This window comes from Mucilaginibacter sp. SJ, from assembly GCF_028993635.1.
GTDB lineage: Bacteria > Bacteroidota > Bacteroidia > Sphingobacteriales > Sphingobacteriaceae > Mucilaginibacter.
Genome location: NZ_CP118631.1, coordinates 5,418,849 through 5,444,132, shown reverse-complemented (window position 1 = coordinate 5,444,132; position 25,284 = coordinate 5,418,849). Strand labels below are relative to the sequence as shown.

At 45.6% G+C, this 25,284-nt stretch carries 23 protein-coding genes; 9 read left to right on the top strand and 14 right to left on the bottom strand.

Going from position 1 to position 25,284, the window contains the following annotated elements; translation table 11 throughout:
• Positions 1-68 precede the first annotated feature (68 nt).
• Both MusilaSJ_RS22685 and MusilaSJ_RS22680 read left to right on the top strand, forming a co-directional pair.
• Positions 69-1,103 (top strand): RluA family pseudouridine synthase, encoded by a 1,035-nt coding sequence (locus MusilaSJ_RS22685; protein ID WP_112653633.1) that lies wholly within the window; start codon positions 69-71, stop codon positions 1,101-1,103.
• 75 nt (positions 1,104-1,178) lie between these two features.
• Positions 1,179-2,015 (top strand): aminotransferase class IV, encoded by an 837-nt coding sequence (locus MusilaSJ_RS22680; RefSeq protein WP_274987060.1) that lies wholly within the window; start codon positions 1,179-1,181, stop codon positions 2,013-2,015.
• A 128-nt stretch (positions 2,016-2,143) separates the two neighbouring features.
• Here MusilaSJ_RS22680 and MusilaSJ_RS22675 read toward each other — a convergent pair whose 3' ends face one another.
• From MusilaSJ_RS22675 to MusilaSJ_RS22665, 3 genes are all read right to left on the bottom strand, one after another.
• A complete protein-coding gene (locus MusilaSJ_RS22675) occupies positions 2,144-2,953 on the bottom strand; it encodes an N-acetylmuramoyl-L-alanine amidase family protein (RefSeq protein ID WP_274987059.1) in 810 nt (269 codons plus the stop codon).
• Positions 2,950-3,396 carry a Fur family transcriptional regulator gene (locus tag MusilaSJ_RS22670; protein ID WP_274987058.1) on the bottom strand — a complete coding sequence of 149 codons (447 nt, stop codon included), beginning with the start codon at positions 3,394-3,396 and terminating at the stop codon, positions 2,950-2,952. The genes MusilaSJ_RS22675 and MusilaSJ_RS22670 overlap by 4 nt, the downstream gene beginning before the upstream one ends.
• Before the next feature lie 214 nt (positions 3,397-3,610).
• Entirely contained in the window at positions 3,611-4,030 is a 420-nt protein-coding gene (locus tag MusilaSJ_RS22665) for a MerC domain-containing protein (RefSeq protein ID WP_274987057.1), read from the bottom strand.
• Between the two features lie 145 nt (positions 4,031-4,175).
• Here MusilaSJ_RS22665 and MusilaSJ_RS22660 point away from each other — a divergent pair, with 145 nt between their 5' ends.
• Positions 4,176-4,814 (top strand): phosphatase PAP2-related protein, encoded by a 639-nt coding sequence (locus MusilaSJ_RS22660; protein ID WP_274987056.1) that lies wholly within the window; start codon positions 4,176-4,178, stop codon positions 4,812-4,814.
• A 19-nt stretch (positions 4,815-4,833) separates the two neighbouring features.
• Here MusilaSJ_RS22660 and MusilaSJ_RS22655 read toward each other — a convergent pair whose 3' ends face one another.
• On the bottom strand, positions 4,834-6,348 hold the full coding sequence (locus MusilaSJ_RS22655; RefSeq protein ID WP_274987055.1) for a gluconokinase: 1,515 nt from the start codon (positions 6,346-6,348) through the stop codon (positions 4,834-4,836).
• A gap of 211 nt (positions 6,349-6,559) precedes the next feature.
• Between MusilaSJ_RS22655 and rhaT the strand changes: the two genes are divergently transcribed.
• From rhaT to MusilaSJ_RS22630, 5 genes are all read left to right on the top strand, one after another.
• Complete coding sequence (rhaT, locus tag MusilaSJ_RS22650) at positions 6,560-7,639, top strand: L-rhamnose/proton symporter RhaT (protein WP_274987054.1); 1,080 nt, start codon at positions 6,560-6,562, stop codon at positions 7,637-7,639.
• A gap of 52 nt (positions 7,640-7,691) precedes the next feature.
• Positions 7,692-9,812 (top strand): bifunctional aldolase/short-chain dehydrogenase, encoded by a 2,121-nt coding sequence (locus MusilaSJ_RS22645; RefSeq protein ID WP_274987053.1) that lies wholly within the window; start codon positions 7,692-7,694, stop codon positions 9,810-9,812.
• A gap of 179 nt (positions 9,813-9,991) precedes the next feature.
• On the top strand, positions 9,992-11,266 hold the full coding sequence (locus MusilaSJ_RS22640; protein WP_274987052.1) for a sugar isomerase: 1,275 nt from the start codon (positions 9,992-9,994) through the stop codon (positions 11,264-11,266).
• 4 nt (positions 11,267-11,270) lie between these two features.
• Positions 11,271-12,659: an FGGY-family carbohydrate kinase gene (locus MusilaSJ_RS22635; protein ID WP_274987051.1), complete on the top strand. Its 1,389-nt coding sequence runs from the start codon at positions 11,271-11,273 to the stop codon at positions 12,657-12,659.
• A gap of 69 nt (positions 12,660-12,728) precedes the next feature.
• Positions 12,729-13,508, top strand: a complete 780-nt coding sequence (locus MusilaSJ_RS22630) for a polysaccharide deacetylase family protein (protein WP_274987050.1) — start codon at positions 12,729-12,731, stop codon at positions 13,506-13,508.
• A 36-nt stretch (positions 13,509-13,544) separates the two neighbouring features.
• Here the strand turns inward: MusilaSJ_RS22630 and MusilaSJ_RS22625 are convergent, their stop codons facing one another.
• The 4 genes from MusilaSJ_RS22625 to MusilaSJ_RS22610 form a co-directional block, all read right to left on the bottom strand.
• Positions 13,545-14,405, bottom strand: coding sequence for an alpha/beta hydrolase (locus tag MusilaSJ_RS22625; RefSeq protein ID WP_274987049.1), 861 nt, complete (start codon positions 14,403-14,405; stop codon positions 13,545-13,547).
• Between the two features lie 821 nt (positions 14,406-15,226).
• Entirely contained in the window at positions 15,227-16,072 is an 846-nt protein-coding gene (locus MusilaSJ_RS22620) for a ThuA domain-containing protein (protein ID WP_274987048.1), read from the bottom strand.
• A 490-nt stretch (positions 16,073-16,562) separates the two neighbouring features.
• Positions 16,563-16,937, bottom strand: a complete 375-nt coding sequence (locus MusilaSJ_RS22615; protein WP_274987047.1) for a DUF3037 domain-containing protein — start codon at positions 16,935-16,937, stop codon at positions 16,563-16,565.
• Entirely contained in the window at positions 16,924-17,721 is a 798-nt protein-coding gene (locus MusilaSJ_RS22610; protein WP_274987046.1) for a HipA family kinase, read from the bottom strand. The genes MusilaSJ_RS22615 and MusilaSJ_RS22610 overlap by 14 nt, the downstream gene beginning before the upstream one ends.
• A 522-nt stretch (positions 17,722-18,243) precedes the next feature.
• Here MusilaSJ_RS22610 and MusilaSJ_RS22605 point away from each other — a divergent pair.
• Entirely contained in the window at positions 18,244-18,741 is a 498-nt protein-coding gene (locus tag MusilaSJ_RS22605; RefSeq protein ID WP_274987045.1) for a DinB family protein, read from the top strand.
• Positions 18,742-18,825: 84 nt separating this feature from the next.
• Here MusilaSJ_RS22605 and MusilaSJ_RS22600 read toward each other — a convergent pair whose 3' ends face one another.
• The 6 genes from MusilaSJ_RS22600 to MusilaSJ_RS22575 all read right to left on the bottom strand — a co-directional run bounded on the left by MusilaSJ_RS22600 (position 18,826) and on the right by MusilaSJ_RS22575 (position 25,269).
• Positions 18,826-19,032: a hypothetical protein gene (locus tag MusilaSJ_RS22600; protein ID WP_091166886.1), complete on the bottom strand. Its 207-nt coding sequence runs from the start codon at positions 19,030-19,032 to the stop codon at positions 18,826-18,828.
• Positions 19,033-19,560: 528 nt separating this feature from the next.
• The gene (locus MusilaSJ_RS22595) at positions 19,561-20,394 is read right to left on the bottom strand and encodes an amidohydrolase family protein (protein ID WP_274987044.1); all 834 of its coding nucleotides are present in this window, start codon (positions 20,392-20,394) and stop codon (positions 19,561-19,563) included.
• Positions 20,381-21,232, bottom strand: coding sequence for a fumarylacetoacetate hydrolase family protein (locus tag MusilaSJ_RS22590; RefSeq protein WP_274987043.1), 852 nt, complete (start codon positions 21,230-21,232; stop codon positions 20,381-20,383). Before MusilaSJ_RS22590 ends, MusilaSJ_RS22595 begins: the two co-directional genes overlap by 14 nt.
• A 10-nt stretch (positions 21,233-21,242) precedes the next feature.
• Positions 21,243-22,532, bottom strand: coding sequence for an alpha-L-fucosidase (locus MusilaSJ_RS22585; protein ID WP_274987042.1), 1,290 nt, complete (start codon positions 22,530-22,532; stop codon positions 21,243-21,245).
• Between the two features lie 15 nt (positions 22,533-22,547).
• The gene (locus tag MusilaSJ_RS22580; RefSeq protein WP_176628922.1) at positions 22,548-23,312 is read right to left on the bottom strand and encodes an SDR family NAD(P)-dependent oxidoreductase; all 765 of its coding nucleotides are present in this window, start codon (positions 23,310-23,312) and stop codon (positions 22,548-22,550) included.
• A 295-nt stretch (positions 23,313-23,607) separates the two neighbouring features.
• A complete protein-coding gene (locus MusilaSJ_RS22575) occupies positions 23,608-25,269 on the bottom strand; it encodes a UxaA family hydrolase (RefSeq protein ID WP_274987041.1) in 1,662 nt (553 codons plus the stop codon).
• Positions 25,270-25,284: the final 15 nt, after the last annotated feature.

Sequence of the window (25,284 nt, the reverse complement as noted above, 5' to 3'; positions counted from 1 at the left end):
TACGACGTTAATGCTATTGCAATATTACGTTTAACCTACCACAAAAAACGATTACTTTTGCGCCTCAAATGGCACACGAACCCGAACTTATTGAGCAGGAAGAACAGGACTTGTACGAGCACTTACGCGTAGTGGTTGACAAGGGCCAGTCGCTTTTGCGGATTGATAAATTTTTGATGCACCGCGTGGAGAATGCCTCGCGCAACCGCATTCAAAATGCTATTGAGTTGGGCAATGTGCTGGTGAACGATAAAACCATCAAATCGAGCTATAAAGTAAAACCGCTTGATGTGATCTCGGTAGTGCTGCCCCACCCGCCCCGTGATACCGAAGTATATCCCGAAAACATTCCCATCAATATTATTTATGAAGATGATGATGTATTGGTGGTTGATAAGGAAGCCGGTATGGTGGTTCATCCCGGCTATAACAATTACACGGGCACGTTGGTGAATGCCCTGGTATATCACTTCCAGCAATTGCCAACCCTGCCGGGCAACGACGGCAGGCCGGGGCTGGTGCACCGCATTGACAAAGATACTTCAGGGCTGCTGCTTATCAGCAAAAACGAACGTGCCATGAACTGGCTGGCTAAGCAGTTTTTTGAGCATACCATCACCCGTAAATATATAGCGCTTGCCTGGGGCGATTTACCGGAAGATGGCACCGTTACCGGCTATATTGGCCGCAGTGTAGCCGACAGGCGGGTAATGTCGATATATGATGATCCTGAAAAAGGAAAATGGTCTGTAACGCATTATAAAGTTTTAGAGCGAATGGGTTACGTTACCCTGATTGAATGCCAGCTGGAAACCGGCCGTACCCATCAAATCAGGGCGCATATGAAGCATATCGGTCACCCCTTGTTTAGCGACGCCACTTACGGCGGTGATAAAATTTTAAAGGGCACCATGTTCAGCAAGTACAAGCAGTTTGTTGAAAATTGTTTTGAGCTGATGCCACGGCAAGCCCTGCATGCACAAACACTGGGCTTTTTACATCCTACATTAAAAAAGCAGGTGCATTTTGAATCGCCGCTGCCGGCTGATTTTGAGGCCGTACTTGCAAAATGGCGAAAGTACAGCGATACAGATACGAAATAACAGACGTTAGATAGAAGAGCAACAATACCCGGTAATTATTAACAACACGATCAAATTATAATATCTATCCGTCCTATGATGCCCGTATTCATCAATTTTAACGGCGAATATCTCCCTCAAAACACTCCATTGCTTACCATTGGTAACAGGGGCTTTAAATATGGCGATGGCCTGTTTGAAAGCATGCGACTAATGAAAGGGAAACTAAAATTTGCCGAACTGCATGCCGACCGCCTTCAGCGGGGCATGAAAGCCCTTAAAATTGATGGTTATTCGCAAATGGATACCTGGTTCCTGAACGAAATAGTTAATGAGCTTGCACGCAGAAATAAAGTTAAACACGGCAGGTTGCGCCTGACAGTTTACCGCGATGCCGAAGGCTTTTATACCCCTACTCAAAATAAAATGGGTTATTGCCTGGAGCTAACCCCATCTGAAGAGCCCCGGTATTTTTTGAATGAGAAGGGCCTGATCATGGATGTGTTTACGGAACTGCCTAAACCGTCCAACTATCTGTCGAACATTAAAACATGCAACTCGCTTATTTATGTAATGGCGGGTTTGTACAAAACTCAAAACAAGCTGGATGACGTTTTTCTGTTGAACCAAAGCGGTAACCTGTGCGAAGCCAGCAGTTCCAATATTTTCATCAATTACCAAAACCACTTATATACCCCGGCGCTAAGCGAGGGCTGCGTTGAAGGTGTAATGCGCCAGGTAGTGATCAAATTGGCAAAAGAAAACAATATTGATATCACCGAAGCCCAGATCAATCCTGATATTTTATACGAGGCCGATGAAGTATTTTTAACCAACGCCACCCGCGGTATCCAAACCGTTATGGGTTTTGGGGTAAGGCGCTATTTTAATCAGTACAGCAAGGTATTGATGGATGAGTTGAATAAACTATAAGCTAAACATATTTTAATAAGAAAAGCCATTTCGACGGACCAGCGAGGGGCAAAGCGCCAGATTGAGGAGAAAATCCTATAGCCCATGTAAAAGAAGGTTGAGCTTTCAGCTTTAGGCTTTAAGCTTTTTTATGATCCTATCGCTTTACGGTAATTCCGGAGTGCCCTGATGATCGTCATTACAATTTCGTGCTGCCCTTCGTCCGAGTTAAGGTACTCCTCCTCTTCGGGGTTATTAATGAAACCGGTTTCTATCAATACAGCAGGCATAGCGCTATGGGCCAGCACCAATACTCCCTGTTCTTTCACACCATTACTTTCGCGGCCATCTACGCCGGTAAACTCATCGTCAAGCAGGTCACCAAAACGGATACTTTGCTTACGGTATTTCTGAATATAAGCATTCAGTACGATCAGGTTTGAAGGATCGCTTTCATCATAGCTTTCGTAGTTCTGCTTGTAATCCTTTTCCTGGAAAATGGAAGCATTTTCGCGTACGGCCTCTTCCTGCTCCTTAAGGCGATGGAAACCGTATACCAGCATCAGCACACCTTTTTGCTTGTGTGCACGTGCGGCAGTGCCTTCGGGCGATGAATTGCAGTGAATAGAAATAAACAGGTTTCCATGGTTTTGATTGGCAATAGCCGAGCGTTGGTTTAGCGGGATAAAGGTATCATCCGTACGGGTAAGGATAGCGTTAACATCAGTAATGGCCGTATCAAGCGCTGCCTTGAGCTTCAGGGCTATTGACAGGGTTACATTTTTCTCGAACGAATGTGAACCACGCGCCCCGGCATCTTTACCGCCATGCCCGGCATCAATAATAACCGTTTTAAACTTAAAGGTTGTAACAGCGGGTATAGTATCTTTTTGCTGCGCGAATGAGTTTTGAAACAGGAACAACAGGATGATCGTCCCGGGCAAAGTGATATATTTCATTTTTTCACCGCCTTTTTACTGCACCTGGGGCACAAGCCATGAGCATACAGGGTAAAGCCATGCGACTCAAAACCCGCTGGAAGATCTATAGCGGGCAGGTTCATATCATTAAGGCAATATACATTTTTGCACTGGGTGCAATTAAAATGCAGATGTTCATCATGGTGGTCATGCTCATTACAACTTGATGAGCAAAGGGCATAATTTGCCGTACCGTTTAAATCAAATACTTTATGGATGATCCCTTTTTCTTCAAAAGCATTGAGGATCCGGTAAAGGGTAACCCTGTCGATATCATGCATCAGGTTCTCCAGGTCGGGCTGCGAGGTAGCCGAATGCCTTGACGACATCATAGATAAAACCCGCAGCCTGGGCGCGGTTTTTTTCAGGTGATGCTTATCAAGCAGGTGCTCAAAATGATGTGTATCGCGGGTTTGTGTCATGTATTAATTGGGTAATAATTATAAGGCCGCTAATTTAATAATGGTACGTATAATATACGCCATTAGTTGCCGGCTTTTATAACGGTATTTTTTATCGGCTTAGTATGACGGTTTGATACAGCCGGGGCACCATGCTTTTCATGATTACAAGCCGGACTCAAAAAGCAGTTGAACAGCAAAAACGCGTAAAAGAATTTCCTTTGGCGCTTATCCATTACTCAACCTTTTTAAGGTTATATATTTTATGATTATGATTGCAGGCACCGGTATACCTATAATTTACATAATGCGCGGCGGCTATCAGCAAGCCTCCAACAGGAACTATCATAGCCTCGGATTTTCCTGTTGTTGTAAACGCGTGCCCTCCCATGATGATAACAAAACCTGATACAAGCATAAATAGTGGAACTGAACGGCGATGCGTACGCCAGTAGGATAAGCCTATAGAATACACTCCTATCACCAGGGCGAAAATGATCATTCCCCACTCTACCCAGGCGTTAGCCAAAAAACCAAGGCCCACCAGGGGCAAACTCGTAAACAGCAAAGGCACTACCGCACAATGGATAGCACAAAGCGTTGAAGCGGTGATACCAATATTATCCAGCCGGGGTGAAAGCTTTTGAAAATCCATGCCGCAAATATAAACAAGTTAATGCAACACAATTGCATTTGTTTTCACTATCCGTATTTGCGTTTATTAAATTAACAAATACCTGACAATTACTTAATATTAACCGGCAAACTGTATTTTTGCAGGCTTTATAAAAAAACACAGATTGAATTTAGCCTCCATTTATCATATAAAACAGCTTTGGCAGAGCGCCTACAATACCCGGGCCAGCAGGCTCAAGTTACTGGGTGCCACTTTGGTCATAGTCATCATCATTAACCTGTTACCGTCTTTTTTCAAGTACATCGAAAAAAGGCAGGACGGCGTTGTACTTAATGATTGGGTATTGGCCCATTTACCCTCTTACGATCTTTCAGTCCCGATTTTTATACTCATCTGGAGCATGGGTGTGCTGATGATGTGGCGGGCGCTTTATAACCCGAGGATATGTATCACTTATATCTGGACACTGAATTTTGTATGTATTGCCCGGTTTATTACCATCGGCCTGGTCAGGCTCAATCCGCCAGTGGGCCTTGTCCCGCTTATTGACCCAAGCACAAGCGTGTTTTACGGGCATACGTTTATCACCAAAGACCTGTTTTTTTCGGGCCACACGGCAACCATGGTACTTGTGTACCTCCACCTGCAAAAGCGAACAGACAAGCTGATCGCTCTGGCCTGTGCAATTGTATTGGTGGTATTGCTGCTGATACAGCATATTCATTACACTATTGATGTAGTGGCCGCGCCGTTTTTTGTATATGGTTGCTGGAGATTAGTTAAATGGCTGGGGCTGGAATGATAACTTTTTTAATCCATCTTTACTCCCATCCATCCACCAAATGCATGCTGTCCTTTAAATCACCGTACAGTTTTTTAAACACAGGGAACATCCCGCTATAAACCTCATGATTTTTAGTATTTGGTTCGATAAAATCCTGCTGTTCAACACGGGTAAGCATGCCATAACTTTCAGGATATAATACCCGTGCAGCGAGATAAATAGCGCCGAGCGCTGATGAATCTTCAGACTGAAGCACTGCGAGCCTTTTCCCGGTGATATCTGCCAGTACCTGTGTCCATACTGCCGAGCTGGTAAAACCACCACTAATATTAACTTGTGTAATCCCGCCCGATGCATCTTCCAATGTTTTAAGCACATCATTCAGTGCAAAGCAAATACCTTCAAGCCCCGCACGTAAAAAGTGCGACCGCGTATGGGCCGGCTTGATATTAAAAAAAGTACCGCTGGCTTTGGTATCCCAAAGCGGAGCGCGTTCGCCGTACAGGTAGGGTAAAAATATAAGTCCGTTGCTGCCGGCAGGTATGGTTGCTATCTCATTAAACAAAGCGTCATAATCAGCAATGGTAAGGTTATCCTTTTGCAAAAAGTTCTTGAGCAGCCAGTTTACCGCTATACCTCCGTTATTCACCGCTCCGCCGCATACATAAGTTTGCTCATCAAGCAGGTAATTAAAAACCATGGCTTCGTAATTGTAAACCGGCTTCGGGCTGGTAATGCGCACCGCGCCGCTGGTGCCTATAGTAAGCGCCGCTACATCCGGGCCGGTAGTGTGGCTGCCTAAATTAGCACATGCCCCATCACTTGCCCCTATAACAAACGGGGTATCGGCATTTATCCCGGTTAATGCAGCTACTTCAGGCCTGATATTGTTACGGTAATAAGTGGTATTAACTGGGGTTGATAATTTTGAAGCAGTAATACCGGTGAGTGTAAGAGCCTCATCATTCCATTCTTTGGTTACAATATTAAACAATCCTGCAGCCGACGCAATGGAATAATCAACCTCAAAAACACCAAAAAGCCTGAACCAGATAAACTCCTTTATCGAAATGAATTTATGGGCGGCTTCAAAGATCTTACTTTGATTATCACGCAGCCACAGCAACTTATTTAAGGGCGACATGGCATGGATCGCTGTGCCGCAGTTATGATAAAGGCGTTCACCTTTTTCCGTTGCACGCAATGCCTGCGCGATGCTCTCGCTCCGCGCATCTGCCCAGGTCATCATAGGCAGCAGCGCTTCGCCATGCTCATCAACCGGAATAATACTATGCATAGCGCTGCTCAGGCTCACGGCCTGCGGGGCGACGCCCAATTTGGCAGTAATACCCGCAACGCATTTTACAAAAGCATCCCAAATCAACTGCGGGTCCTGTTCGCTGTAACCGGGCTCGGGGCTATTAATGAGATAATGATTGGATACTGTACCTAATGGTTCGCCCGTTAAACTTACCGCTACGGCCTTTGTACTGCCGGTGCCAATATCAATGCCTAAAATATATGCCTGCATGGAGATGTATTTGATTGCCAAAATAATAAACAGAACCGGGATTGTCTGAATCAGAATTTACAGAATTAAAAGATTTTCAGAATAGGAAACCTCTATAGAGTATTCTGTTAATTCAAGAATTCTGTAAATTCTGATTCAGACAACTCAAACAGTCATATCCATGACAGCAAAGGACAGTTCAAGAATATATATTATCTACATTAGCCTTACCAATATAAACCAATCAGAGAATATGCAAGTAATTTTAGGCGTCATCTTCCATTTTATCGGTGGCTTTGCTTCGGGGAGCTTTTACATCCCCTACAAAAAAATAAAAGGCTGGGCCTGGGAAAGCTACTGGATAGTAGGCGGTATTTTTTCATGGCTCATTGTACCACCGCTGGCAGCATGGCTTACTATCCCCGGCTTTGCCGATATTATAAGTCATACAGATACCGCTACCCTTGGCTGGACGTACCTTATGGGACTGCTGTGGGGCATTGGCGGTTTAACATACGGATTAGGGGTACGCTACTTAGGAGTATCGCTGGGTAGCACCATTATACTGGGCTTATGCTCGGTTTTTGGATCGATAATTCCATCGGTGTATTATGACCTTTTCCCGAAAGAAGGGAAAGATACTTTTACGCTGATGCTGCACAGCGAATGGGGGCAGATGGTTTTATTGGGCATTGTGCTTTGTGTAGTGGGCATTATTATATGCGGTAAAGCAGGTATGATGAAAGAGAAAGAACTCTCGGCCGATAAAACCATAGCCCAGGAGAATAAGGATTACCGCTTTGGTTTAGGTATACTGGTGGCGGTAGTTTCGGGGATCCTGAGCGCTTGTTTCAACTTCGGTATTGAAGCCGGGAAACCAATGGCCGATACCGCTAACCAGATCTGGCAGGCGGCACATCCGGGCCAAGGTAACTTCCTGTTTTCAAACAATGTAACCTACATTATTATACTATGGGGCGGCTTAACCACTAACTTTATATGGTGTATGGTGCTAAACGCACGCAATAAAACGTTTGATAATTATACCGATAAAAAAACACCCCTGCTTAAAAACTACCTGTTTGCGGCACTGGCCGGTACAACCTGGTTTTTACAGTTCTTTTTTTACGGTATGGGCGAAAGCAAAATGGGTAATGGCGCCAGCTCCTGGATCCTGCACATGGCATTCATTATCCTGATAGCTAATACGTGGGGCCTGGTACTTAAAGAGTGGAAAGGCGTAAGTAAAAAAGCATTCGCAACGGTAATAACCGGTATAGCAGTAATTGTAATATCGGTGCTGGTTGTAGGCTACGGAAATTCAATTAAATAACAAAAACATAATTCACTAAATCAATAATTCGCTAATTCACTAATTGAAATATATGTCGTCGAAAACAACTGAATTTAAACACGTAAGCTATTTGTGGGATGAAGCAAAAGCCGCCGAACTGGCGGGCGATGAAGTAGCCCTGCTCATATACCGCTCCAACCTGTTGGGTGCCGATCTGCGCCTTACCAACTATGGGGGCGGCAACACATCATGCAAGTTGATGAGTAAAGATCCGCTTACCGGCAATGATGTTGAGGTAATGTGGATCAAAGGCTCGGGCGGTGACATTGGTACGCTGAAAAAGAGCGGCTTGGCTGCCCTGTATGTTGATCGACTTCGCAGCCTCAAAAACATCTATCGTGGGGTTGAGTTTGAAGATGAAATGGTTGAGTTATTTAACCACTGCATCTACGATCTTAACTCGAAAGCACCATCTATTGATACACCGCTTCACGGCTTCCTGCCCTTTAAACACATTGATCACCTGCACCCGGATGCTGCCATCGCCATCGCGGCAGCAAAAGATGGTAAAAAAATAACACAGGAGCTTTTTAACGGTACCATCGGCTGGGTTGAATGGAAAAAACCAGGCTTTGAGCTCGGCCTGCAATTAAAACAATGTTTGGATGAAAATCCTGGCATCCGCGGTATTATGCTGGGCTCGCACGGTTTATTTACCTGGGGTGATACAGCTTACGAAAGCTACATGAACACGCTTGAGGTTATTGAGCGCTGTGCTAAATACCTGGAAGAAAACTACGGAAAAAAAGGCCCTGTTTTCGGCGGCCAAAAAGTGGAAAGCCTGGACGAAACCGGCCGTAAAAAACAGGCGGCTGCTCTTGCACCTGTATTGCGTGGCTTTTGCTCAAGCTACAGGCACATGGTTGGCCATTTTACAGATGATGCCCGCGTACTGGAATTTATTAACTCCAATGATCTTGACCGTTTGGCTCCTTTGGGTACCAGTTGCCCGGATCATTTCCTTCGCACTAAGATCAGTCCGCTGGTGCTTGACCTTGCACCGGGCGAAGACCTGAGCGATGTTACCGCGTTAAAAGCACGTTTGGCTCCTGCCTTTGAGGCTTACCGCCAAATGTATACCGACTATTACAACACCTGCAAACATGATAACAGCCCGGCTATCAGGGATACCAACCCGGTTATCATCCTGTATCCGGGCGTAGGCTTGTTCTCTTTCTCGAAAGATAAACAAACAGCCCGCGTAGCTGCCGAGTTTTATACCAATGCTATCAATGTAATGAAAGGTGCTGAGGCTATCTCAGAATATACTTCCCTCCCACGCCAGGAAGCGTTTGATATTGAGTACTGGTTATTGGAAGAAGCCAAACTACAGCGTATGCCTAAGCCAAAAGCCTTATCAGGTAAAATTGCCCTGATCACCGGCAGCGCAGGCGGCATAGGTAAAGCTATCGCTAAAAAATTTGTCGACGAGGGTGCTGTAGTTATTTTAAATGACATGAACGCCGAGCGTTTGGAAGGTGCAGGTGAAGAGTTCAAAAAACAATACGGTAAAGATTCATACACCACAGCCGTACTTGACGTAACCAAAGCCGATCAGATCAACGAAGCACTTGAAATTGCTGCTTTAGCCTTTGGCGGCTTGGATATCGTGGTCAACAATGCCGGCTTATCCATCTCTAAATCAATTGCCGATCATACCGAAAAAGACTGGGATTTATTGTATGACGTATTGGTTAAAGGCCAGTTCTTCATTACACAGGCGGCAGTTGCTGTGATGAAAAAACAAGACATTGGCGGCGACATTATCAACATTGTAAGCAAAAACGCCTTAGTGAGCGGACCGAACAACGCCGGTTACGGCTCGGCAAAATCTGCCCAGTTACACCTGAGCAGGTTAAACGCGGCCGAGCTTGGCACCGATAAAATCCGCGTGAACGTGGTTAACCCTGATGCCGTAATCAGCGACAGCAACATTTGGGCCGGCGGATGGGCCGAAGGCCGTGCTAAAGCTTACGGCGTTACCGTGGATGAACTGCCTGCTTACTATGCAAAACGCACATTATTGAACGAGGTAATACTACCTGCCGATATTGCTAATGCCTGCTTCGCCTTTACCGGCGGCTTGCTCAACAAATCAACCGGTAACGTGTTGAATGTTGATGGCGGCGTGGCTATGGCGTTTGTGCGGTAGTCACCCCTCTAAATCTCCCCCAAGGGGAGACTTTTAAGATTAATACAAGTTCAAGCGCAAGCGCTTGAACTTGTAACGAAAAAAGAATAAAGTCGCTCTAAAACCCTCCCCGAAGACGACTTTCAAAATTAAAAGCCCTCCCTTTGGGGAGGGTTGGGAGGGGTTAACCAATACCAATTATGCAGTTAGAAAAATATAAAATTGATGAAGCCAATCATCAACAACTGAAAGATCATCAGCGCAAGTTTGATTTTGTTGCCGGTGATGTGAAAAATCTGGATACCATCCTGCAAAAACTGATTGATTTTAATATTGCTATTCCAAGCTGGGCTTTAGGTACGGGCGGCACCCGTTTCGGCAGGTTTTCGGGCGGTGGTGAGCCGCGCAGCCTGGAAGAAAAAATTGAAGACGTGGGCTTGATCCATGCACTTAACCGTAGCAGCAACTCTATTTCGCTGCACATTCCCTGGGATATCCCATCCAATGCCTCTGCTATCAAAGCCCATGCGGCACAATTGGGTTTGCATTTTGACGCGGTTAACTCCAATACCTTCCAGGATCAGCCTAATCAGGAATTGAGCTACAAATTTGGCTCATTGCACCATGTAGATAAAGCGGTACGCAAACAAGCTATTGCCCACAATATCGAGGTGATCAAATACGGCATTGAGCTTGATTCAAAAGCATTGTCAGTTTGGCTATCGGACGGATCAAACTTCCCCGGTCAATTGAACATGCGCGGCGCGTTTGAACGCACTTTAGAAAGCTTACAGGAAATTTATGAGGCCCTGCCCGATGACTGGAAAGTTTGGGTTGAGTATAAGCCTTATGAGCCTAACTTCTACTCAACTACTATTGGCGATTGGGGTCAATCTTACCTGCTATCATCAAAACTGGGCCAAAAAGCGCAGACATTAGTTGACCTTGGTCATCACTTACAGGGGGTAAACATTGAGCAGATAGTTTCATTACTGCTGATGGAAGGCAAGCTGGCCGGTTTTCACTTTAACGATTCAAAATATGGTGATGACGACCTTACCGTAGGCAGCATCAACCCATACCAGTTGTTCCTGATCTTTAACGAACTGGTTGAAGGTATGGACGCCCGCGGCATGACACACGCTACATCCATTGGCTGGATGATCGATGCTTCGCACAATGTAAAAGATCCGATTGAGGACCTGTTACAATCAGTAGAAGCCATTAAAATAGCATATGCGCAAGCTCTTTTAGTAGATACCCCTGCACTGGTACAGGCACAACAGGATAACGATGTAGTACTTGCCCAGGAAATATTGCAGCAGGCTTACCGCACCGACGTTCGTTCGTTATTGGCCGAAGCACGCTTGAGAGCAGGCGGCGCGCTGAACCCGCTGGCAGTTTACAGGCAGCAAAGCATCAGGCAGCAACTTATTGGCGAACGAGGGGCAAAAGCAGTATCAACCGGATTGTAAGCCTATGGAGCCGATACCTGTTATAGCCGTTTTTGATGTGGGTAAAACCAACAAGAAGCTGTTCCTGTTCGATGAGAACTACAAGATAGTTTTTGAACGGACAGCCCGCTTCCTGGAAACCCACGATGAAGATGGCGACGCATGTGAAAACCTCGACAGCCTTAGGTTATCGGTGTTTGATTCATTGCGCGAAATTTTTAAGCATAAGGAGTTTGATCTTAAAGCGGTCAACTTTTCAACTTATGGCGCCAGCTTTGTTTATGTTGATGAACACGGCAAGCCGCTTACCCCACTGTATAATTACCTTAAGCCATATCCGCCTGAACTGGGCAGGCAGTTTTATGAAAACTATGGCGACGAAGCCAGGTTTGCTTTAGAGACCGCCTCGCCGGTTTTGGGCAACCTTAATTCGGGATTGCAGTTATACAGGCTTAAATATCAACAGCCCGAAGTGTTTAAGCGGATAAAGTATGCCTTACACCTACCCCAGTATATGAGCTATCTTATCAGCGGGCAAATGGTGAGCGACTTAACCAGTATCGGCTGCCATACCGCCCTTTGGGATTTTGCCAAGAACACCTATCACAACTGGCTTAATGCTGAAGAGATTCTATCCAAAATGGCTCCGCTGCATCCCGCGGATAGTGTGCTTCCCGCCGAGTTTCCGGGCAGCACTTATAAGGTTGGTATTGGGTTGCACGATAGTTCGGCAGCGCTGATCCCTTACCTCGTGAGCTTTAATATGCCCTTTGTGCTGATCTCTACGGGTACCTGGTCAATCAGCCTGAACCCTTTTAACCAAACACCGCTTACAGCTGATGAGCTGAAGCATGATTGTCTTAACTACCTGCAATATAAAGGCAGCCCGGTGAAAGCCTCACGCTTGTTTACGGGTTATGAATATGAGCAGCAGGTAAAAAGAATAGCCGCTCACTTTAACCAGGACGAGATCAGGTATCGTACCATAAATTATGATCCTGCAATTGCAGCCCGGTTAAATAATCAGCCGTCATTACAGGCAAATGAAAATGAAGGCCAGTTACAGAAATCGGCATTTGAGCAACGCGACTTAAACAGTTTTGCTGATGATGTTGAAGCTTACCACCAACTTATGATTGATATTGTTGCCCAGCAAACCATATCAACCAATTATGTTTTAAACGGCTGTACAGTAAAGCGCGTTTTTGTAGATGGCGGCTTTAGTAAAAACAGCGTTTTCATGCACCTGCTGGCGCTGGCCTTCCCTCATTTGGAAGTATACGCCGCGTCGATGGCACAGGCAACTGCCGTAGGTACGGCATTAGCTATCCATCATGCCTGGAATACCAAAACACTGCCGCATGACCTGATTGAACTGAAATATTATTCGGGGGTGCAGAGCGAAGTATATTAAAATTATGAAGAGATCCGGTTATCCAACCGGATTTTTTTATTTTAGGCCAATTAATCCAAGGCCCTCGTCATGAAAAAATTAGCACTGTTTCTGTTATTGCTCAACTTTTTATTTGTTGCCAACGCGCAGCAAACCAAACGCAAAAAAGCCATCATTGTGCTTACATATGATGACGGGCTAACTTCGCAGCTAAACACAGCTATTCCTCAGCTCGATTCGGCACATCTTACCGCCACCTTTTTTTTAACCGGAAACATGACCGAAGCTTCGTTACCCCGCTGGCGCGAGGCGGGTAAAAAAGGTTACGAACTGGCTAACCATACTTTATACCATCCCTGCCTGCTAAATGTAAAAACTAATCCTGCCGACAATTCGGCCAACTATACCCCATATATCATGGTGCGCGAAATAAAGGAAATGAACACCCTGCTTTTTGCCCTTGATGCTAAAACAGGGGGCCGCACTTATGCCTACCCCTGCACTGAACTTGAAGTTGGCGGCGTGAACTATGTTGATACCCTGCGTAAAGCAGGCCTCGCAAAATACGCCCGTATAGGCGGCGGACCGGATGCTGTGATCACTGATTTTAAAAACCTCGACCCGTTAAAAGTGCCCTCATGGGGCGTAACAGGCAACCCGGTAACCGGCGATGCCCTGATAGATTTTGTAAAGAAAGTACAACAAAGTGGCGGACTGGGCATCTTCATGTTTCACGGTGTAGGCGGCGATTATTTGGTTACGCCCGCAGATGCGCACAGGAAGCTGTTAGCATATTTAAAGGCACACCGAAACGAAATTGAAGTGACAACTTTTATGAAAGCCATGGATGAGGTGATGGCAGCCAAATAGTTTTATAAAAGCTAAAAGCAGAAGGCTTAAAGCATTTTATGTAAAATAAGCTATCAGGCTAACGAGATCTGATATCACAAGTTCATCTTTAATGATTCGCTCATGACCAAGGCCCTGATATACTTTAGTTTCAACTTCGGGATGAGTGACAAGGAAGTTTTCCAGAAATGCGAAGGGTGCAACCTTATCTTCAGGGTCATAAGCTAACCAATGCCTCCCGACCAGGCCGGCAGGATATAAATTATGAAGTGTAAAATCCGAAGCCTCCATATCAAACAGTGCCTCAAAATCAGTAAAGAATTGATCCTGTAAACCCGGGGCTACTTCGGCCGCGTTCAGGCTGGCTATAAAATTCTCTTTCAGATTAATCAACGGGGCAATGCTGATGAGCAAGGCAGGCTGAATAGCCGTTTCCTTAATAGCGATGGCATTGGCCATTGCACCTAACGAGTGACCAATGAGCACATCGGGTGTGCCAAAGGTTTTGATTACCGCTGTTGCAGCTTTAGCAAAGAGCAGGAGGTTTGACAGCTCCCCCTCCGAGCTGCCATTACCCGGTGCATCAAAAGCTATTACCTGCACATCATTAATGTTTTTTAAAGCCGTGATAAGCTCGGCAAAGTCGGCGGCTTTTGAGCCCCAGCCGTGGGTGATAAGTATTTTGCGTTTCCCCTTTCCCCAGGTAAACCCATTGAACTTTAAAGTAGATTTGGCAAAATGAGGATCGTCTACTTCAAGCGTAAATGCTTTGGCTTCATCAAGCAAAAGTTGCTGCTGCAGGCGGACCGGCATTTTAGGCGAATAACAGATCAATTGCCATAGCAAGTTAACCATACCAGGCGCTTCGGCGCCATTAAGAGATTTTACCTGGTTAAATACCGTTTTTAACTTTTTCATAAGCGAGGCAGGATTTCGCCTGTAAAATAAGCAAAAGGCCTTTAAAATATACCAATAGGTATTTTATTTACATTGTCCCGACGAAGTCCTGCATTCCAATTGTAACAAAACGGGTGTCCCAATTTTTTGATTCCCCATAAAAAATTAAAAATCCTGCCGGCGTTTTTTTCGGGAAAACTGGAGTGTTCCAAATTCTGAATGTAAAAACGCGGTACACCTTTTTTATGAAACATGTTGATATTCAATATTTTAATCATTTACCTGAAACATTATTAAAATACTGATAATCAACGCTTAAAACTATAATGAGTTTAAAATACTTTTTTTCGAAAGATTAAAAACGGCAGCATTTACCAATGTAATTTTTGCTGATTTTTTAGCGTTTTTTGAGAAAAAAACCAAATGGTGGCTTTATCAGTCTGGCATACTGACAAAGTAGCGACACCATTTTTATGCCCTGTTTTTCCGATAGTTTTTGCGCCCGGATACGCAAGAATTTCTTGCCTGTGGCCGGGAGCGATGGACGCTCCATCCATGACCATGTTCAGGCGTGGATGCCATAACCATTAACCTAAGGGATTAATTTAGCGTAAGCGCTTTAAAATCCCCTCTTGAGAGGGGGCGCGGTGGGAAAGAGCGGGAGCAGGGGGTGTGTTATACAAGCGATAAGCTACACGTAGAATAACACACCCCTCCGCCCCTCTCAAGAGGGGAACCGCACATTCCCCCACTTTTGAAGAGTTTTTTCTTAGGTTACGGTTCAGGCCCGGACGCCTAAATCCGCGTAAAAATAAAACGTCCTTTTCAGGGGACTGGTGACACTACTTTCCTTTGCCTAACCAAAGCAGCGAGTTGATGATCAGTTTGTCAACATCGGCATTTTCAAAAGTTTGAGAAAGCTCCTTGTTGGTGCCGCCGTCATAGTCCATATCATTATGGCCTATATTGAAATAAACCATGCGGTAATTTTTATTAGTCCAGGCTACGGGGTAGTAACCGCTATGCCAAATCTCGTGTTGCTTTGGACCTGTACCCAAGGGAAAACTTGTTGAATCAACCGCCAGCAGGATATCAATATCCGGATTTTTTCGGAGATCGTGCTCCCAGCGATACCACTCATTAGGGTTGGTTTTAAAAGTGGTCGGCAGGCCTTTGGTTACCGGGTGATCAGGATCTTCCACCTTCAATATGGCCGAAGTTGGGTGCCAGGTATTGCTCACATATTGTCCCGAACCTAAAAACTCGTTATGGTACCAGTCCCAGTTTTGCGGAAAATCGGAAGGCGTAAGCGCGAAGGCCGAAAAATGGAAACCCATCCAGGAGCCACCCTTTTTCATATACTGTTCAAAAGCAGAACGCTGCCCGGGGTTATCAGTGCGGGTATCTAAAAATATCACTACCTGGTATTTGGCCAAAAACTCCGGGTTCATATTTGCCCAGTTATTGGTACTATCGTAAGTAAAATTGTACTTTTCAGCCATTTTAGGAAACCAGCGATTAGCCTCGTGCATAAAGCTGATATGTGCCAGATCGCTCCGGCCGGTGTAAAAGGCTATTACTTTGAATTTTTTATGGCTTTGGGCGTTAACGCTGCTTACACTAAAAAATGCCATACAAAGCACGATGGCAAACAGTATTGCTTTCCTGATATTGGTTTGATAGATCATAAAAATCCCTGTGATTATAATTGTGATATAAAACTAAGGGATTTAGAGGGACGGTGTTAGTAAAAGTAGGGGATGAGAGGTGATGTAGGGGAGATTGGTGTTCTTGCGCTCGTTTGCAACGAGTGCTTAATATGGTTTGGCGATTGTATCGCCATTGCGTTATAAACGCAAACCCAGGCTACGCACTCGTTAAAAACCTACCGTGTACCCATATCTTATCAAACCTTCTGATTAAACAAAAGTATTTGTCATTTCGAACGAACCCTGGGCGGGATTGTGCGCTGGAGGTGAGGAGAAATCTTCTACAAGCAGTAAACTCGCTATGTATGGCGTATAAGATTTCTCCTCGCCCCCAGCTTTTCCCTGCGCTGGCTCGTTCGAAATGACATTTTATTTAATAAAAAGATATGGGTACACGGTAGGTTAAAAACGAGCGCGAGTTTTTTGTCTTCTCCCTTTGCCCGTGTCCTCACGGGCAATTCGCATATTATCACAACACCATCTGCTCAAACAACCTGTTCAACGTAGCCTCCGCATCAGCAGTCATGCCCGGATGCACCTTTGATGCCTGTACTACCGTACTGCGCGTAGCGGTAAGCCAGCGGAAGCGCGAGGGCTGATCTAACTGCGCAATTGGCCCTGCATCTTTTTCGCCATTACAGATGCGTTCAAGCGAATTAATATTTTCTTTCAGACAATCCAAATCCAGATCACCACAAAAAGCAGCCAGGCGCTCGTCATCTGGTTTGAACAGCACCTTTAGAAACTTTTGTTTGGGACAAAACAGGATCACCCCTATATTGATAAACTCTTCGCGCTCCACCCTTGGTACAACGCGGATTATGGCGTACTCAAATACCTGCATATAGCGCTTGTTTTGCGGCGTTAACAAATACTTCTGAAGCGGCCAGCCGTGTTATTAAAAACCGGGCGTATATATTTCGTACCTCATCAGGCGTTTCTTCAAAATCGCGGTAGGTGATCCATTCGTCAGGGATCAACGCTACTACATCACGGATCTTTTCGGGTGTTAAGATTGCTTTAAATTCAGCATCAACCGTGTCCAGTTGGTTGGCGCGGGGCAGCAGCACGTGGTCTTTCACCTGTAAAAACGGGCGGGTAGCCATTTCCTGCCAGTTGTTCCATGAGTGATGAAAATACAGCGCGGCACCGTTATCAATCATCCATAGTTCCTTATGCCATATCAGCATATTGGTGTTACGGGCGGTACGGTCTACATTGGTAAGCAAACAATCGAACCAAACTATTTGCGAAGCCAGCTTGGAATCAACCACAGTGACCGCCGGATCAAAAGTAATAGCGCCCGACAAATAATGTAGCGCCAGGTTAAGCCCCACACTAAACTTCAGCAGGTCCTGGATCTCTTCATCAGCCTCTGAACGGCCAAATGCTTCGTCAAGATTGGCAAATACCAGCTCAGGTACTTTAAACCCCAACAGGCGTGCTATTTCGCCGCCAATAAGTTCGGCAATGAGGGCTTTTACCCCCTGGCCTGCTCCGCGGAACTTCAGTACATATAAAAATTCGTCATCAGCTTCGGCAATGGCCGGTAATGACCCGCCCTCGCGCAAAGGCGTTACGTAACGGATCACGTTAACGGTGCGGAGCTGTGGTGGTGTGTAGTTCATAGTTTAAATTAGCAAAAGCCAGCGTTAGGGATTGCAGCGGATACCGGCCCGTGGCCAATGCCTGTGCAGTATGAGCGGAAAGCCCGGCCACTCTTCGTGGAAACGCCCAAATTATTCTTTAATTGGGCTTAGGTTTTAACCAACATACATTCGCCGCTCAATTGCCGCGGTGGCTGTTACTTTTGTCTTGATACAAAAGTAAAGAAAAAAAGAAAGCCCCCTCTAAATCTCCCTCGGAAGGGGAGATTTTTTTACCTGCATGCTTTCAAAGTCCTCCACCCCTCCCCTGAAGGGAAGGGGTAAAAAAACTATTACTACTAACCACATCCATTAATCCTTGAATCTTAAAAATCACGGTTCAGAAAAAATCAGTGTAATCGGTGAAATCAACAATCAATCGGTGTAATCCCTCCAAATAAAATCAACGAAATCAGCGAAATCAAAAAAATCAACGGTCCCTGCTGACATAGGGCTGTCATTACCCCTCCGTTACTTTACATCATAAAACAAACAACAACACTTATGGACACTTTGAAATCGTTATTGCAAGAGATGGAGCAGGAAGCTCAAACCACCGAAAAAATGCTGAGCCGCATCCCCGACGATAAATACCAGTGGAAACCGCACCCTAAAAGCATGACCATTGAACAGCTCTCGACACATATTGCCGAACTGCCTACCTGGGTTACTATTACCTTAAATACCGACGAACTGGATTTTGCCACTGTACCTTACGAGCCTAAAAAGGTAAGCGGCACTGCCGATTTGCTGAAATTATTTGAAGACTCACTGGCTGACGGCTATTCGAGCCTGCAAAAAGCTGATGGTAGTACGTTTGATAAAATCTGGACGCTCCGTAATGGCGAACAAATCCTTAATCAACGTACAAAAGCAGAAGTGATCAGGATGACTTACTGCCAGATTGTACACCACAGGGCACAGCTGGGGGTTTATTTACGTTTACTGGATATCCCGATACCGGGCAGCTACGGCCCAAGCGCGGATGAGCAGGGTTTCTGAAAAAGCGGGAGTAATAAGATCAGTTTTTAAATACAAAAGCAAAGCGGGCAAAAGCGTGCTTTGCTTTTGTAATTTCTTTTGCACTCAACTACGGTGCTTTGATAACTTGCCTGTATTAATTTCTTCCAGGAAGCCATTTTCGTTAATAGCATATCGGGCCTCAGAGGTATCGGTATCTATTTTGTAATTAACGGTCTTTACTTTTTTGTTCCTGATCTTTTTGCCAAATATGAACATCGGCAAAATGAAAACCGCAAGCAGGACTACAACTTGTAACAGGGTTGTGTACATAACGTCTAACATAAAAATTTAAGTCTGATTGGTATCCATATAACGTTATCGGGAGAGAAATGGTTCGCCTTTTTAATGTTATTTTATACCCATCATGTGTACATATAGCTAAATGTGTGCCATACTTATATCTGACGCTCTGTGTTACCTTAATATTACATTTATGCTGATATTTAATTGATTTATAATTAAATGCACCAAACACTGCACTATCATATTGATAATAGAGCCTATCGTTTTGAAATAAATAATATACAGCACAGTTTAGTGATTTTAGTACAGTGGCGAAGTATCGTTAACAGGCGAAAATCTGGTGGGATTATGGAACGTGGAATGAATAAAAAGAATTGTCATTTCGACGAACGCGGGCAGGGAGATAGTGATGGCGTGAGGAGAAATCTTATGCGCCCTGTCCCGAACATGCGTGCGTTCTTGTTAGTCGTATAAGATTTCTCTTTCGCCCCCGGCGCTCAGCACCCCAATGCTCTATCGAAATGACATTTTAGGTGCTTTTTAAGTATCTGGAATTTACCCTAACCCGTAAAAAGCAGCCGCGTTCCCACCAAAAAACAATTCCTTTTCTGTAGCGGAAAGTCTTTCAGCATACAGGTCCATTACCTCCATTGTTTTTTCATAGCCTCCGGCCAGGAGGCAAACGGGCCAGTCGGAGCCAAACATTACCCGGTTGATACCGAAAGCGTTGAATACAATATCGATATAAGGGATAAAATCAGCTGCGGGAGTGTTGTCCCAGTCTGCCTCGGTGAGCAGGGCCGATACCTTGCAGAACACATTGGGATAGCTTGCCAGCTTTTCGATATCCTGTTTCCAGCCATCTATTTTCCCGGCTTTGATGTAGGGTTTGGCCATGTGGTCGAGCACAAACTTTTGATCCGGAAACTCAGCTGTCAGTTGCGCGGCATACGGCAAGTGGTTGGGGAAGATGAGGATATCATAAGTATATCCGTGTTTACCCAAAGCGGCTATACCTTTTTTAAATGCCGGATCAAGCATGTATTGCTCATCGGGCTCCGACTGCAGGATATGCCGGAAGCCTTTAAGCTTTTCGTATTTCTTAAAATGATCCAGGCGGTCTTCCAGGTCATCGGCTTTCAAATCTATCCAGCCTACTACCCCTTTGATGAAGGGGTTAACGGATGCCAGATCTAACAGAAATTCTGTTTCCTTTTCCGACTGATCGGCCTGAACGGCGACACAGCCATCCATACCGTGTTTTTGCAGTACAGGTAACAAGTCTTCGGGATAAAAATCCCGGCCTATTACCTGCATGTCTTCAGTGATCCAGCTGTCCCTTACCGGGTTGTATTGCCAGAAATGCTGATGTGCATCAATTTTTAGCATAAGCTATTAGGTTTTGTTTCGATTCGCCCAGGCCTTCTATTCCTAATTCAACCACATCGCCTGCTTTTAAATAAATAGGTGGCTTCATGCCTAAGCCTACACCTGCAGGTGTGCCTGTCGAAATAATATCGCCCGGCAGCAAAGTCATGAACTGGCTGGTGTACGAAATAAGGTGCGGCAGGTTAAATATAAAGTTTGATGTAGTGCCATCCTGCATGGTTTCGCCGTTTACTTTTAACCACAGGCGCAGGTTATGCGGATCGGCAATTTCATCAGGGGTAGCCAAAAACGGACCAAGCGGCGCAAAAGTATCACAACCTTTACCCTTATCCCAGGTACCATTACGCTCCAGTTGGAACTCACGCTCGCTTACGTCATTGTGCAGCACGTAACCGGCAACGTAGTCCATAGCCTCGGCTTCTTCCACATACGATGCTTTTTTGCCGATAACCACAGCCAGTTCCACTTCCCAATCGGTTTTTACGGAGTTTTTAGGGATCATGATATCATCAAACGGACCAACAATAGCGGTGGTAGCTTTCATAAAGATCACCGGCTCGGGTGGCAGCGGTGCGTTGGTTTCCTTGGCATGGTCGGCATAGTTAAGGCCAATACAAACCAGTTTTGAAGGGCGCACGATAGGGCTTCCTAAACGTACACCATCCGCCACTTCGGGCAGTTGTTTGTCTTTTATAAAAGCGGTAAGGCGGTTAACACCATCGGTTTCAAAAAACTGTTCGGTGTAGTCTTCGCCAAAGGCCGATACATCGTATTTTTTATCATTCAGGATAACTCCCGGTTTCTCTTTTCCGCTTTCGCCAAATCGTATAAGCTTCATTTGTATGTTTTTAGTTAGTTGTCAGTTTAATAATAGTATCATTAGGGTCGGTTGCTACACCGTTAAGATATACAAACAGCCCCTCAGTTTGTTGTTTAAATTTTACCGCGCTGCCATCGGCCAGTAAAGCGGCCTTGGTCACTTTGCCTTTTAATTGCGGAATGAAAACGTATGGTTGTTGCGGTGCTGTCATCACATGCACATACAGGTTTTTGTCTTTCCGGGTGATTACTCCCCATGGCTGTGCCGGAATACCACTGCCGCGGGTGCCGTAAATCGCTTCGCCATTTTTTTGTACCCAGGCGCCTACAACAGCCAGCGTATCGGTAAATTCAGGCTGAATTTTACCGTTTGGCATCGGGCCTATGTTCAATAAAAAGTTGGCGTTCAGACCAGCAGCGTTAACCAGGTAATGGATAATGCGTTTAGATGACTTAAAACTCCTGTCGGTAATGTTAAAGCCCCAGCTATTGTTGATGGTTTCGCAGGTTTCCAGGGGCAGGGCACCTATTTTTGATTTCCCGCTGAAACCGGTAGTATTAGCGCCCGGCAAATCCTTTTCGAACATCTGGAAATCTTCGCCCTCTTTTGGCGCAAGGTGGTGATTGTTGCCTACCAGTATAGCAGGGTTCAGTTTGTGGATCAACCCATAGATCTCGTCATAATGCCAGTTAACATCACGCTCCCAGTGGCCATCAAACCAGATGCCTTTAACGCCGGGGTATTTGGTAATGAGTTCCGTAAGCTGCGCTTTCATGAAACTGATGTAGCTGTCCCAGTCGCTATTTGCGGGCTTGCCGTCAACTATCGGACTGCCGTAGGCGTAATCTTTACGGCCCCAATCCAATAGCGAATAGTAAAAATGCAGTTCGATGCCTTCCTTAACGCATTCCTGTGCCAGTTCCATCAAGGGATCTTTATGGTAAGGAGTAGCATCAACAATATTGTACGGCGATGCTTTAGTACCAAACATGCTGAACCCATCATGATGGCGTGACGTAACGGTGATGTACTTCATGCCCGCTTTTTTGGCAAACACCACCCAGTCGTGGGCATTAAAAGCCTGCGGATTAAAGAAATCGGCGAGGCGTTTATAGCTATCATAAGGGATGTGTTTTTCGTTCATCACCCACTCGCCCGCGCCAAGCTCACTGTAAATACCCCAGTGAATAAACAGGCCAAACTTCATATCCTGGAAGTTTTGCCTTGCAGCAAGATTCTCGGCTGTTGGCGTGTAGGTTTGAGCGCCCGCGCTTACAACACCAAGCAGCATCCCCATTAATAATAGCTTTTTGATCATATTAAATCAGGTTTTTTAATTGTTCAGGGTGATAAAGCCACCATCGATAGGGTAATCGGTACCGGTAATGAAACCGGCCTCGTCCGAGCAGAGGTAAAGTGCCAAAGCAGCCACTTCCTCCGGTTTGCCCATCCTGCCTATCGGCTGGCTTTTTGAGAGTTTTTCAAAGATCTCATCCTCTTTACCGGCATAATTTTTAGCAATAAAGCCATCTACAAAAGGTGTGTGCACCCTTGCCGGCGAAATGCAGTTACAACGGATGTTGTCATGCAGAAAGTCGCGCGCTACTGATAAAGTCATGGCATGGATGGCGCCTTTACTCATAGAGTAAGCAAACCTGTCGGTAATACCAACGCTGGCCGCTATGGAAGCCGTATTCAGGATCACACCGCCACCATTGGCTTTCATTGCCGGGAGGGCCGCGTAAAGGCAGTTGTAAGCGCCTTTAACATTCACGTTAAACACGCGCTCAAAATCTTCGGTACTGGTATTATCTGCGCGACCAATGTGCGCTATACCCGCGTTATTGATCAGGATATCTATCTTACCTATTTTGGTAAAAGTATCAACCACTTGTTGCTGGTTGCTAACATCACACGCATAGCCGGTTGCTTTGCCACCTGCCGAAGTTATTTCAGTTACGGTATCGGCTGCCGCCTGGTCATTTAATTCGATGATATGAACTTCGGCACCCTGCTGTGCAAATAACACGGCCATAGCTTTGCCTATGCCGCTGCCTCCGCCTGTTACTATTACTGATTTATTGGTTAGTTTGAACATAAGCCCCCTCTAAATCTCCCCCTAAAGGGGGAGACTTTTTTAATGGTTTATTAAATATTTTTTCTTTCAAAACAGTGGGTAAGTGCGATTCCCCTCTTGAGAGGGGTGTAGGGGTGTGTTTCTGCTTTTATATTCTGCTTGCAGAGACACACCCCTGCTACCACTCTTTCCCTCCGCGCCCCCTCTCAAGAGGGGAACTTTTTATCTTTCGCCGTTGTTGGTGTTTCCGCAAACAACTTTATACTTTCACGCTAATCAAAAGCCCTCCCTTCCGGGGAGGGTTGGGTGGGGCTGCCTACAACGACACCCCTCTCTTCCACGGAATAAAATCATCCTGGCCAAGTTTTACCGATTTCGGTTCGGCTTCGCCGCTGGCTACTTTTATCACGTAATCCAGGATCCGCTCACCGGCCTGGTGAATGGTTTCGGAGCCTTCAATGATGGTACCGCAGTTAATATCTATAATATCGGGCATACGCTCAAACATAGCCGTATTGGTTGATAGTTTGATGACTGGGGTAACCGGGTTGCCTGTAGGCGTCCCCAAACCTGTGGTGAATAGTACGATATTGGCGCCTGCACCCACTTCAGCCGTAGTACTTTCCACATCGCTGCCGGGGGTACATAGTAAATTCAAACCCGGTTTGGTTACTTTTTCAGGATAATCCAATACCGCTGTTACCGGTGAGGTCCCGCCTTTTTTAGCCGCACCTGCCGATTTAATAGCATCAGTGATCAATCCATCACGGATATTACCCGGCGATGGGTTAGCGTAAAAGCCTGAGCCGTCGGCTTCTGCACGCGCATTATAAGTAGTCATGAGGTGCATAAAGCGGTTAGCGGTTTCTACATCGATACAACGGTCGCTTAGTTCCTGCTCTACGCCGCAAAGCTCCGGAAACTCTGAAAGGATCACCGAACCGCCCATGGTAACCAGCAGATCGGATAAATAACCCAATGCCGGGTTAGCCGAAATGCCCGAAAAACCATCCGAGCCGCCGCATTCCAAACCAACGCACAATTTTGACAACGGTGCAGGTTGACGGGTAGTTTCATTGGCTTTTACCAAACCGGCGAAGGTTTGCTTCAAAGCTTGTTTTAATAATTCGCTTTCGGTACCTACTTTTTGCTGTTCCAGTACAACCAGCGGCTTATTGAAATTAGCATCACGTTTGGCAATTTCATTTTGCAAAATGCTTACCTGCGCATGCTGGCAGCCTAAGCTTAATATGGTTGCTCCGGCCACGTTGGGGTGTGTGATATATCCTGCTATCAATCCGCAAAGGGTATCTGAATCTTCGCGGGTGCCGCCGCAACCCATGCTGTGGCTCAAAAATTTAATGCCGTCGATATTTTTGAACAGGCGTTTAGAGTTTGGCTTATCTTCGGATGCCTGGATATCGGCGTTCAATATCTCCTCAACAGATTTACCGGCCTGGTAAAGTTCCATAAGCTGCTCCACATCGCCCTCGTAGCTTTTGGCCTTTTTATAGCCCAGCTTATCAACCAGCGCTTCCTTTAATACGTTGATATTCCTGTTCTCACAGAAAACCATCGGTACCACAATCCAGTAGTTACCTGTACCAACCGAGCCATCGGCACGAGGGTAGCCCATAAAGGTTTTACCTTCAAAATTAGTCGTATCAGGCTGGTGCCATTGTAGCTTGCGTTCGCCCAAATGGAAGCCTTCGGCTGCATGATGCACATTTTCGGTGGTTAACAAACCACCTTGCGGTATGACGGCCGAGGCTTTGCCTACCAGCACGCCGTACATGTAAATTTCCTTGTCTACCGGCAGTTCGTTAATGGCGAATTTATGTTTAGCTGCTACTTTATCTACCAGTGTAAAAGTCTGTCCATCAAACGTAATAACAGTTCCCTGCGGCAGGTCCTGTAAGGCTACCAGTACGTTATCATGCGGATGGATCCTTAAATATGTTTCCTTTTGTGTTGACATTATTTGTATATGATC